Source organism: Nonomuraea sp. NPDC004354 (genome assembly GCF_053602555.1).
In genome coordinates this window covers 336,163-347,422 of record NZ_JBSGDV010000005.1, presented here as the reverse complement: position 1 = coordinate 347,422, position 11,260 = coordinate 336,163, and the positions used below count along the sequence as shown (strand labels likewise).

General features: G+C 71.9%; 11 protein-coding genes and 1 pseudogene. 6 read left to right on the top strand and 6 right to left on the bottom strand.

Features of this window, described 5'->3' with window-relative positions:
• Position 1: 1 nt before the first annotated feature.
• From ACWENQ_RS18925 to ACWENQ_RS18915, 3 genes and pseudogenes are all read left to right on the top strand, one after another.
• Positions 2 to 193 carry an MbtH family protein gene (locus ACWENQ_RS18925; RefSeq protein WP_354918594.1) on the top strand — a complete coding sequence of 64 codons (192 nt, stop codon included), beginning with the start codon at positions 2 to 4 and terminating at the stop codon, positions 191 to 193.
• 58 nt (positions 194 to 251) lie between these two features.
• Positions 252 to 686 (top strand): annotated as a pseudogene (locus ACWENQ_RS18920) (condensation domain-containing protein); the annotation flags it as partial.
• A gap of 58 nt (positions 687 to 744) precedes the next feature.
• Positions 745 to 2,040, top strand: a complete 1,296-nt coding sequence (locus ACWENQ_RS18915) for an MFS transporter (RefSeq protein ID WP_452415350.1) — start codon at positions 745 to 747, stop codon at positions 2,038 to 2,040.
• Positions 2,041 to 2,193: 153 nt separating this feature from the next.
• Here the strand turns inward: ACWENQ_RS18915 and ACWENQ_RS18910 are convergent, their stop codons facing one another.
• Positions 2,194 to 3,063 (bottom strand): helix-turn-helix transcriptional regulator, encoded by an 870-nt coding sequence (locus ACWENQ_RS18910; RefSeq protein WP_449922248.1) that lies wholly within the window; start codon positions 3,061 to 3,063, stop codon positions 2,194 to 2,196.
• 210 nt (positions 3,064 to 3,273) lie between these two features.
• On the opposite strand from ACWENQ_RS18910, the gene ACWENQ_RS18905 reads away from it, so the two are divergent.
• Positions 3,274 to 3,600, top strand: coding sequence for a hypothetical protein (locus ACWENQ_RS18905; protein ID WP_449922250.1), 327 nt, complete (start codon positions 3,274 to 3,276; stop codon positions 3,598 to 3,600).
• Between the two features lie 203 nt (positions 3,601 to 3,803).
• Here the strand turns inward: ACWENQ_RS18905 and ACWENQ_RS18900 are convergent, their stop codons facing one another.
• Positions 3,804 to 4,841: an LLM class F420-dependent oxidoreductase gene (locus ACWENQ_RS18900; RefSeq protein ID WP_452415349.1), complete on the bottom strand. Its 1,038-nt coding sequence runs from the start codon at positions 4,839 to 4,841 to the stop codon at positions 3,804 to 3,806.
• Between the two features lie 215 nt (positions 4,842 to 5,056).
• On the opposite strand from ACWENQ_RS18900, the gene ACWENQ_RS18895 reads away from it, so the two are divergent.
• Positions 5,057 to 6,319 (top strand): hypothetical protein, encoded by a 1,263-nt coding sequence (locus ACWENQ_RS18895; protein ID WP_452415347.1) that lies wholly within the window; start codon positions 5,057 to 5,059, stop codon positions 6,317 to 6,319.
• 61 nt (positions 6,320 to 6,380) lie between these two features.
• Here the strand turns inward: ACWENQ_RS18895 and ACWENQ_RS18890 are convergent, their stop codons facing one another.
• From ACWENQ_RS18890 to ACWENQ_RS18875, 4 genes are all read right to left on the bottom strand, one after another.
• Positions 6,381 to 7,937 carry a protein kinase domain-containing protein gene (locus ACWENQ_RS18890; protein ID WP_452415346.1) on the bottom strand — a complete coding sequence of 519 codons (1,557 nt, stop codon included), beginning with the start codon at positions 7,935 to 7,937 and terminating at the stop codon, positions 6,381 to 6,383.
• A 143-nt stretch (positions 7,938 to 8,080) separates the two neighbouring features.
• Positions 8,081 to 8,587, bottom strand: coding sequence for a GNAT family N-acetyltransferase (locus tag ACWENQ_RS18885; protein WP_449922258.1), 507 nt, complete (start codon positions 8,585 to 8,587; stop codon positions 8,081 to 8,083).
• A 139-nt stretch (positions 8,588 to 8,726) separates the two neighbouring features.
• A complete protein-coding gene (locus ACWENQ_RS18880) occupies positions 8,727 to 9,443 on the bottom strand; it encodes a phytanoyl-CoA dioxygenase family protein (RefSeq protein WP_452415345.1) in 717 nt (238 codons plus the stop codon).
• Between the two features lie 75 nt (positions 9,444 to 9,518).
• Positions 9,519 to 10,484, bottom strand: coding sequence for a radical SAM protein (locus tag ACWENQ_RS18875; protein WP_452415344.1), 966 nt, complete (start codon positions 10,482 to 10,484; stop codon positions 9,519 to 9,521).
• 277 nt (positions 10,485 to 10,761) lie between these two features.
• On the opposite strand from ACWENQ_RS18875, the gene ACWENQ_RS18870 reads away from it, so the two are divergent.
• Positions 10,762 to 11,253 (top strand): VOC family protein, encoded by a 492-nt coding sequence (locus ACWENQ_RS18870; RefSeq protein ID WP_354918568.1) that lies wholly within the window; start codon positions 10,762 to 10,764, stop codon positions 11,251 to 11,253.
• Positions 11,254 to 11,260: the final 7 nt, after the last annotated feature.

Genomic DNA, 11,260 nt, shown 5'->3' with positions numbered 1-11,260 from the left:
CATGCGCGACGGCCAGTACAAAGTCGTGGTCAACGACGAGGAGCAGTACTCCCTCTGGTTCGCCGACCGGCCGCTGCCGGACGGCTGGCAGGAGGCGGGCTTCGCCGGTGACAAGCAGCAGTGCCTGGACCACATCGAACAGGTCTGGACCGACATGCGCCCGCGCAGCCTGCGTGAGGCCATGGAGGGGTAGGAGGAAGGACCGGTGAGCGGCTCGTACGTCTTCCCCGCCTCCTACGCCCCAGGAACGCCTGTGGTTCCTGTCCAGATTCGACCCCGGCCTGCCCGCGCACCACGTCAACATCGTGGTCGGCCTGCCCGAGGGCACCGGCCACGACCGGCTGACCAGGGCCATGGCGGAGGTGGTCAGGCCTCACGAGACGCTGCGCACGGCACTGGCCGTCGAGGACGGCTCCCTCGTCCATGTTGTCAGGGCCGAGCTGCCGGTCGCCCTCGCCCGCACCGACCTGCTCGGCCTGCCCCCGGAGCGGGCCGAGCGCGAGTTCGACGCGCTGGCCCGCGCCGACGCCCGCCTGCCGTTCGAGCTGGATCAGGCGCCGCTGTGGCGGGCCCGCCTGGTCCGGCTGCCCGGCGGCGGCGAGCGGCTGGTGTTCGTCGTCCACCACGCCGTCTTCGACGCCACCTCCGCCGCCGTCTTCGTCGCCGAGCTGCTGGAGATCGACGCGGCCCTCGCGCAGGGCCGCCCGCCCCGGCTGCCCGAGCTGCCCGTCCAGTACGCCGGCTATGGTCCAGCTCGAACAGCAGGCGCCGGCCCTGGTGGCCGCGCACCGGCGGCCGTGGCCGGTCGGCCGGCAGGTCGAGCCGGTCGGACTGTGGACGGGAGAGAGCCTGTCGCTGATCGGCACCCAGGTGACCGTGCTGGCGATGCCCATCGTGGCCTATCTCCTGCTCGACGCCTCGGTGGCGGAGATGGGCGTGCTCGGCGCCCTGGCCAGGCTGCCGATGGTGCTCTTCTTCGTGGCCGGGGTGTGGGTCGACCGGATGCGCCGCCGTCCGGTGCTCATCTGGAGCGACGCCCTGCGCGCCGTGATGCTCGGGACCGTGCCGCTGCTGTTCGTGATGGACCTGCTGACGCTGTGGTGGCTGTACGTCGTGGTGCTCGTCATCGGCGTCTTCGGCGTGCTGTTCGAGGTCGCCTACCGCTCCTACCTGCCGGTTCTCGTCCCCGCCGAGCAGCTCGGCGAGGGCAACAGCCGCCTGCAGCTCAGCGACTCGCTGTCGAAGGCCATCGGCCCCAGCCTGGCGGGCGTGCTGGTGGCCGCCCGCTCGGCACCGCTGGTCATCCTCATCGACGTGGCCAGCTACCTCGCCTCGGCCCTGTGCCTGCTGTCGATCAGGAAGAAGGAGGAGCCGCCCGCGGCCGACGGCGGCGGCACCCTGATCGGCGCCGTCCGGGCCGGGTTCAGCTGGGTGATGGCCCAACCCCAGGTACGGCCGCTGGCCATCGCCACCGCCGTCTACTCCTTCTTCGACATCGGCATCCTGCAGACGCTGTACTTCCCCTACGTCGTCGACAGTGTCGGCGTGCCCGCCGCCTGGGTCGGCGGGGTGCTGGCGGTCGGCGGCATCGGGGCGATCATCGGCGCGTGGCTGTCGGTGCGGCTGATGAAGGGCATCGGTCCCGGGCCGACCATGCTGTGGTCCACGGTCGTCGGCAACAGCGCGCTCATCCTGGTGCCGCTGGCGGGCGGGCCGCTGTGGCTGGCGGTGGGCATGCTGGCGTTCGCGCAGCTGCTGGTGGGGTTGTGCGCTCAGGTGTTCATGGTCAACAACATCACCGTGCTGCAGACGGCGACGCCCAGGGAGCTGACCGGCAGGGTGATCGCCACGATCTGGGCCATGGGGTTGGTGCCGGCGCCGGTGGGCGCCCTGGTGGCGGGCCTGCTCGGCCAGGCGGTGGGGATGCGTCCGGTGGTGCTGGTGGCGGCGCTGATCGGGGCGCTGGTGCCGATGGCGGTGCTGGCGCTGTCGCCGATCCCGAAGATGCGCACGGTGCCCGAGGCCCCGGTGGCCGCCTGAGACGTCCTCGGACGTCCCGGCGCCGAGAGACCGCCGAGCCCGCCGGGACGGCGGCGGCACCGGCACCGCCATCGGCACCGCGCATGACGCCGGGCGATCGTCCGTGGCGGGCACGGTGAGCCCGACGTCGTCACCGCGCGCATGACGCCGGACTCAGCGCCGGGCCTCCCACAGCGCGCAACCGGTGTCCTCCTCGTCGGCCGTCAGGAAGTGAAGGCTGCCGAGCACGGTCAGGGCGTACTCCGAGGGGCTGCCGGGCTCGGCCTGCAGCGTGATCAGCCGCTGGCCCGGAGCGCTGTCGACGGTGAACGACTCACAGGCGAGGACCAGGTCGCCGACGTCGTGACGGCAGACGAGCGTCATGCCGTGCCGTATCGGGGACAGGTCCTGGCGCGCCCACAGCCGGCGGAAGTCGGGGCTGCCGCGAGACAGCTCACGGACCAGATCGCTCAGGTGCGGGTCGTCGAGGTCGGCTCCCGCGTCGGCGCGCAGCTGGGCGACCATGACGCGGGCGCCCCGGTCCCGGTCGGCGTGGAAGTCGCGCGCGGCCGGGTTCAGGAAGACCATCCGCAGGAGGTTGTCCGCGTGTTCCTGGCCCTCGAAGAGGGCGGCGGCCAGCGGGTTGGCGGCCAGCACGTCCATCCGGCGGTTGACCACCAGGGCCGGGGTGTACGGCCAGCTCCGTATCAGCCGCAGCAGCTCCGGGCCGGCCCGTCCGGTGTCGCCGGGCCTTCTGTGCCGTCGCGGCCTGGGATGGGCGAGCTCGTGCAGGTGCGTCACGGCCTCGGGCGCGAGGTCGAGCGCCGCGCTCAGGGCGTCGATCACCTGGTCGGACGGGTGGCGCTCGCGTCCCTGTTCCAAACGGACGTAGTAGTCGGTGCTGACCCCGGCCAACATGGCCACCTCCTCCCGGCGCAGTCCCGGGGTCCGGCGAGGACCTGAGTCCAGCAGTCCTACCTGGGCCGGTGTGGTCGCCTCGCGTCGGGCGCGAAGGAACTCCCCCAGAAGGTTGTGACTGTCCATCTCATCACCAGATATTCGGGTGCATACAACGGCAGAAACCAGGCGGCCGGATGCCGTATTCCGGATTTACGGTGATTTAACTTTTACCGATTCCGGCGGGAGGCCGGGCGTCGGGACACGGCGGCGATCGTCGCCGTATGCGCCGACCGCCGCGCACCCATGACGCTGCGCAAACGGTGAGCACCGCTCCCTGGGAGCGACACTCCTACCATGCTCGGCGAAACCGCCCTTAGCGTGAATTCAGACGTCGTGTCGGTGCCGTTCGCCGTACCGATTCGGCGCTTCGCCAGCCGGGCATCGCCCGGGACGCATCCGATCCGACTGGAGCTGAGCTCGATGATCAAGCTGAGGAACGTTCTGGCAGCTGGAACCGCGGCGGCGGTCGCTCTCATGGCGCCCGTGACCTTGTCGGCCGAGATCTTCGGCGCCGGCGCCGCGGCCGCGACGCACGTCAGCGCGTCCGGTATCGACGACCCCGGTATTGGCAACTCCGGCGGCACCAATCCCGGCGGCGGAGGCAGCAACAAGAACAATTAATGAAATTCCTAAAATTCGCAGAAATCCCCGGAAACTCCTGGAAAAGGAATGAAAAGGCGCCGGATATCATCTTTCCGGCGCCTTCTTTGGTCCGGTCACCGAATCGGCGGTCATGCCCACCGAGTGGTCCAAGGAGCCGCCAGTCGCCGGAATTCGTCACCCTCCGCATTCCCGATTCCCGCGACACCAGGCGGCAGGCAAGCTCAGTCGTTGAGTTCGGCCAGCCAGGCCAGTTGCTCGAGGCGGTCGTCCGTGGTGGGCACGTTGAGCCCGACGATGAGCCGGGTCGCACCCGCCTTGCGGTAGTCGGCCAGCAGCCGCCGGACCCGATCCGGCGTGCCGCACAGGGTCAGCGCGTCGATCAGGTCGTCGGGCAGTTCCTCCACGGCCTCACCCATGTCACCGTCGAGATAGGCGTCCTGCACCCGGGAGGCGGCCGCGCCGAAGCCGAGCCGGTGGGCCAGCCGGTTGTAGAAGTTGACGCCCTTGGTGCCCATGCCGCCCAGGTACAGCGCCACCATAGGCCGCACCATGTCGCGGGCGTAGTCGGGATCGTCGTCCACCATCGCCATGACCATCGGCGACACCTCGATCCCCGCGGCGTCGCGGCCGGCGCGCGCCGCCCCCGCCCGCAGGCGGTCGAGCGTCTCGGCGAGGTGCTCGGGCGGGAAGTGGATGGGCAGCCAGCCGTCGGCGATCTCCCCCGCGAGCTCGACGGCCTTGGGCCCCATGGCCGCCAGGTGGATCGGCAGCGGCTGCCGGAGCGGGCCGGTCGTCATCGTCAGCGCCTTGCCGCGGCCGCCGGGCAGCGGCAGCACGATGGCCGGGCCCTCGTGCTCGACGGGCCGCTGGTCGAGCGCGGTCCGCACGACCGTCACGTAGTCGCGTAAGTGGGCCAGCGGCCGCTCGTAGCGCTGGCCGTGCCAGCCTTCGGCCACCTGCGGCCCGGAGGCGCCCAGGCCCAGCAGGAACCGGCCGCCCGAGACCCTGTCGATCGTGGCCGCGGCCATGGCGGTGGCGACCGCCGTACGGCTGGACATCTGGATCACCCCGCTGCCCAGCGCGATGCGCTCGGTGCCGGCCGCCAGCCACGCCAGGGTGGTGGCGGGGTCGGCGCCGTAGCCCTCGGCGGCCCATGCGGAGTCGTAGCCGAGCCGTTCGGCCTCCCGTACCAGTGCGAGCTGCGTTCGCGGGTCGGCCGCCGCGGGGCCGAGGGTGCCGATGCTCAATCCGAGTCGCACAGCCGCCTCCTGTCGCCAGATGCAGTGATCACATCATGGTCGAGGAACGGCCCGCCGCACACCCCTTGTGACGGAGCGGGCCCGGCCTCGTGGCGGGACGTCGGGAACAGGGGTCGCTCATGCCGCCGGCAGGCGGGATCCGGCCTCCTGGTACGGCGAGCAGAGCATGACGGCCTGCACTAGGCTCTGCCTCCATGCCACACAGGGCGACGATCTTGCTCCTGCTGGCCTTGACGATCGCGGGATGCGGAACCGCACCACGTCATCAACATCAGGCCGCGCCGCGAACCTCCGCAACCGCGACGAACATGCCGCCGAAGGTGTCCCCGATACCTTCGGGCACGGGCAGCGAGCGCGCCGATGACGTCAACGGTGACGGACGCGCGGACCTGGCGTTCGAGTTCAACGACCACGATCGGCGATATCTCGCCATTGTCTACGGCTCGCCCCAAGGGCTTGATCCCGCGACACGGGCGGTCATCTCATCCGACACCTTCGTCCCGCTGCTGAGCGACCCGGTGCTCAGGGCCGACCTTGACGATGACGGGTTCGGCGACGTTCTGCGCCACGGCAGCCTGCCCGGCCACGAAGAGCAGGACCGTCTGCATGTCTTCTGGGGCGGACCTCACGGCATCGACGTCGGGACGCCGCCCACCCCCATCCACCCGCCCGCGATGAGACATGGGGCGGTCAATGGGGCCGTCGCCGGTGACTTCAACGGAGATGGCGCCGCTGACGTGGCGATACCTGGTCGGGATGACGGCACCGGGGAGGATGGCAGCCTGGCCGTGTTGTACGGGCCGTTCAGCCGGGACGCCGTTCCCGCACGCCGCACCATCCAGCCGTCACCGACCGGCGGCATGGGATCAGGGACCATGACTGCGGACAAGATCGCCGGGCGGCGTGCCACCGGGCTGGTCGTGCACGAGGCCGACGACGGCGAGCAGACCGCCGGCTGGCTCCTCACCGCCGGCCGGGACGGCCTGTCCGAGAAAGGCCGCAGACTCAACAAAGGCATGGCGACCGCGTTCGGCGACTTCGATGGTGACGGCGCCAGAGACGTCGTGATCGGCGACGACGGTAGCCGCAACAACGAGCCTCCCTACGAGACGGAAGCGCCCTCGGTCGACAAGGTTCTGACGGTCTATTACGGGAACGGCCGGCGCCAGGTGTTCAGGGGCACCCACGGCCCGGCGGTGTCCGGCGATGTCGATGGGGATGGCCGCGATGACCTCGCTTTCGGCGGGATGGCCCAGGATGCCTCGCCGACCTGGCTCTTCGTGGGCGGTTCCGGCGGCTTGCGGAACGCGGGAGGAGTCGTCGCGACGGGTGGTGCCCAGGCCGCGACGGCAGGTGACTACGACGGTGACGGCGACGACGAACTCGCCTTCCTCTCCGGTTATGACGCGATCACGGTCTGGGTCACAGACGGAAGGAAAGTACTCGCCCGTTTCGACACCACAGGCTTCACCTCATGACGGCCGCACGCGCCGCGCTGACGCCCGCCGGCCGCGTCACCAACCTCACGGGACAGAACATCTAGTCCCGGCGAAGGCACCATCGGCCGGTGGCCGGAAGCATGGCCATGAGCACGGCGGCAACCGCGAACAAGCCCGTCACCGGGGCGGCCACGAAGAGCGGCACGATCACGGAGACGGGCGTGTCCGTCGTCAGTTCCCCGCCCGTCAGAAAGAACTGCACGCCGGCGCTCATGCTGTGCACAGCCGCCACACCGCCGGCCGTCGCGATCATCCGGCGCCCTGCCACCCTGCGCTGGGACAGCAGCAGAGCGCCCATGACGAGCACGACCCCCTCCGCCACAGCCACCGCCAGATTCGCCGCCATCAGCAACCCGAACGGCTCGTCGGCGAAGCGCAGGAACATCTGGGCGGCCTTGAGGATCAGAACCAGAAGCCCGGGAAGGCACAGCAGTGCCAGGGTTGTCGCGGCGGTCGCGGTGCCGCCACCGGGCCCGGCCGCCGGACGGTCCGCGGGCTGCCAAGGATGAGGAGCGGGCGTCGCGCCTGAGCGGCTGTCCGCCGGCCGCACCTCAGGAGCGGGGCGTCGCGGGTCCGCCCCGACGGCGACGCGGCCCGCTCGATCGCCGGGCACCGTTCCGCCGATCCCGGTGCCTTCTGTCGGTACGGGCTCGTGCGGCGGTACGGGGTCTTGTCGCGGTACGAGCTCGTGTGGCGGTTCGGGGGCGCTGGGCCGGGTCGGGGTGCGGATCATCGTGCCGCGTTCGGTGATCATGGCGGTGACGTCCGGTGGGAGCCAGCGGGTGGCGGCGGTGGCGTCGGCCGCGGGCGCCTCCAACTGGTCGAGGATGTCGTCCAGCGTGGGCCGGTCGGCCGGAAGTTTGGCCAGGCAGGAACGCAGCAGGGCCCTGATGTCGGCGGAGACGCCGTCGAGGTCGGGCGGTTCGTGGACGATCCGGTAGACGACCAGGTCGGCCATGCCGCCGCCGAACGGTCCGGTGCCGGTGGCGGCGTAGGCGAGCACGCAGCCGAGGGAGAACACATCGCTCGCCGGGCCGATCTGGCCGGCCCTGGCTTGTTCGGGAGACATGAATCCGGGGGTGCCGATGACGCGGGTGGAGGCGTGCACGGTGTCGAGGGCCTTGGCGATGCCGAAGTCGATGACGCGCGGCCCGTCGTCGGCGAGGATCACGTTGCGGTGGGTGAGGTCGCGGTGGACCAGGCCGCTTGAGTGGATCGCGGCCAGTCCCTCGGCCAGGCCCGCCCCCAGCACGCGGACTGCCGCGGCCGGCAGCGGCCCGTGCGCCGCGACGGCCTCGGACAGGGAGGGGCCGGGTATGTAGGCGGTGGCCAGCCAGGGCGGGTCGGCCTCAGGGTCGGCGTCGACCACCTCGGCGGTGTAGAAGCCGCCGACCCGGCGGGCGGCCGTGACCTCCTCGGCGAACCGGCGCCGGAACTCCGCATCGCCGGCCAGTTCGGCGTGCACCACCTTCACCGCGACCGCCCGGCCGCCGCGGGAGCGGGCCAGGAAGACCCGGCCCATCCCGCCGCTGCCCAGATGCCCGATCAGCCGGTACGGCCCTATCTGCCGGGGGTCGCCATTCCGAACAGGATCCATCGCCCCATACTCCTGCACAAGAACATCCGCGTCCGGCTGATTGCCGCAGTCGGATCACGCATCCGCGCCCACGGTGTCCTGCGGACCGTACGGCTGGAGCCGCCCCGCGGCAGGGTGCCCGCCGGGCGCCCGGCGGGCACCTCTCAGGCGGCCGAGACCCTCCGCTCGAGCACCTGGCCGGGCCACTCGCCGACCGTGAACCGCTCGGTGGGGCGGAACCCGCAGCTCTCGTAGTAGCGCACCAGCTGCCCGTCATCGCCGGCGTAGCAGTCGACCCGCACCAGGTCCACACCCTGCTCGGCGGCCTCGGCCATCGCCTGTTCCAGGAGCGTCCGGCCCACCGCGCGGCCGTGGAAACGCTGGTCGATGACCAGGCCCTGCACGTACACCTCGGGCTCGGGCGCCGGCGCCACGTAGGTGACCGGCTCGCCGAGCGTCATGCACCCGGCCGGCAGGCCGTCGATCTCGGCGATGCGCATCCCGTCGCCGCCCGCCCAGCCGGTCACCATCTCCACGCGCTTGGCGCTGGCCGAGAACGGCTCGCTGCCCCACTGTCCCGTCCGGCCCTGCGAGACCAGCCACTCGATCGCGCTGTCGAACATCGCGACCACCGCCGCCACGTCGCCCGGCCCACCTTTACGGATATTCATCCCGGAATCCTACGAGCGGTCCGCCGGCAGGCCCACCGCCGCCCCGTCCCCTGCCGTCAGCCGCCGCGTCCCCTGTCGGCACCCGGCCGGGGGACGCGGCGCCCGGACCTCCCTCCGAGGGCGACCCCGGAGGGACACGTCACTCCCGTACGGCGCGCGCCAGCGGCGTGTCCGCCGACGGGTCCAGCGGCGCTGACAGGAAGATCGGCGTCTGCGCCATGAACCGCGGCCGGCTGCCCAGGTGCTCCTGGGCGGCGTGCACGGTCAGCGGATGCACCACGTACACCTCGCCGGGCAGCCCGGTGGCGTACGCCAGGGGCCGCTCGGCGCTGGCGGCCTCCACCAGCCGGCTGGCCGGTACATGCTCGTACGTGCCGTCGCCGAGGGCGGCGGCCGCGTCGCGCTGGGAACCCACCCTGATCCTGGTCGGCGCGTCGTCCGGCCCCACCTCGGAGAACAGGATGAGCAGCAGCAGCGTGCCGGGGCGCCCGCTGACGGCCCAGCTGCCGTCCTCATGCATGACGTTGAGGTCGATGTGCCAGCCCCTGTCATCGGCCGGCGGCAGGTTCGGGAACCGGATCGGGATGTTGCCGCAGGCGCCGCTCGGCCGCCAGCCGCCCTGCCCGCACACCTCGTCCAGCGCCTGCGCGAGCACCGGAGAGCGGATGATCTCCCCGAACGGCCCCACACCGGTCATGTCGGCGGCCCACACCACGGGCTGCGTCCAGCCCGAAGGGTCGTCGGGAGACAGGCCGATCTGCTTCCACAGCAGCTCCTGCGCGGCCAGACCCACCTGCGGCGAGGCCGCCTGCACCTTGACGAAACCCTGCTTCACGAACTGGTCAGTCCAACTCATGACGGCCACGCTACAAGCGCGGTCAACCGGTTTTCCGGCGGCGGATCGGCCCCTTACGGCGCCGGCGGGCGCCCGTCAGACCAGGGTGAGCTGGTCGGCCCTAGGCGTCCGGCGGGCGGGGGAAGGGGCGGCGCCGCACCGCATGCCGTAGGCGCGGGCCAGCTGCTCGATCTGCCCGGTGATGCGCTCCTCGTAGCCCGGCGCGGGCAGCCCCGCCGCGTCGTACAGCTCCGCGTAGCGCTCCACCAGCCCGGGATGCGCCTGCTCCAGCCATGACAGGTACCACTGCCGCGTGCCGTACGGCAGGCGCAGCACCACCGGCCGCACCCCCGAGGCCCCCGCGGCCGCGATGCGCCGCACGGTGGCGGCCAGCTGGTCGGCCGCGTCGCTCAGCAGCGGCAGCACCGGCGACATCAGCACCTGGCAGTCGACCCCCGCCTCGCACAAGGCCGCCACCAGCTCCAGGCGCCGCTGCGCGGTCGGGGCGCCCGGCTCGACCACCCGGCGGATCTTCTCGTCGACGAACGCGATCGAGACCGCCACCGGTGCCCGCGCCGCCGCCAGGAGCCCGGCGTCGCGCAGCACCAGCGGGCTCTTGGTGTAGACGGTGAACGGCACGCCCGCCTCGGCCAGCGCCGTGACCAGCGCGGGCATCAGCCGGTAGGTGGCCTCGGCCTGCTGGTAGCAGTCGCCGGCCACGCCGATCGCGAGCGGCTCGCCCGGCCAGCGGGCCAGCTCGTCGCGCAACCGCGAGCCGGCGTTGGCCTTGACCACGATCCTGGTGTCGAAGTCGCGCCCGGTGTCCCAGCCGAGCGAACGGTGGCCGCGCCTGGCCACACAGCCGCGGCAGGCGTGGGCGCACCCCCGGTAGGGGCTGACCGCCCACCGCTCGGCGACGGCCGAGGTCACGGGCACCTTCTCGATCATCGTGCGGGCCTGCGTCTCGTAGAACCCGTCGCGCACGACGGCACGCCGCTCTATCGCGGGGCGCTCGTCGACGACGTCCACGAGCGGAAGCGCGTCCCAAGCCACAGCCACCATAGAACACGCATTCGACACCGGTTTCAAGCAGAACGGCGACAGCGCCGCCACTGCGCCGCCACTGCGCCGCCACTGTGCCGCCGGGCCCTCAGGCCGGCCACGAGGGCGACACCACTGTCCCGCGCCGGGCGGGCTCGGCGGCCTTCGCCGGCTGGACGAGGCGTCCCCGGGTCGGCGATCGCCGTTCCGCAGGGGCGGCCCGTGCCGCCGAGAGCGCGCGTCCGGCGCCCCTCTATCGTGAACCCCGACATCAGCGTCTCGGACGAGGAGATCCCATATGACCGCGCCCCACGATGCAGGGAACCGCAGGCCGCCCGCCGTCCGCCAGCTGCGCCTGGTCGTCGAGGCCGAGGACTACGAGGCCGCCCTGGCCTTCTACCGGGACGTTCTGGGCCTGCCCGAGCAGGCCGCCTTCTCCAGCGGCGACGGCGCCCGCGTGGCGATCCTCGATGCGGGCCAGGCCACGCTGGAGATCGCCAATCCCGCGCAGAAGAAGATGATCGACGACGTCGAGGTGGGTCGTCAGGTGGCGCCGAAGATCCGGGTCGCCTTCGAGGTCGACGATGCCCGAGCCACCACCGACGAGCTGGTCGCGGCCGGCGCCGAGCAGGTCGCGCCGCCCACCGTCACGCCGTGGCAGTCGCTGAACTCCAGGCTCGACACGCCGGGCGGCCTGCACATCACGCTGTTCCAGGAACTGCGCACCCTGGAGGAGCGCGAGTCGCTCGACGGCTTCGGGACCGAGGACGGACGACGCGCCGACGCCTGAACCCCGG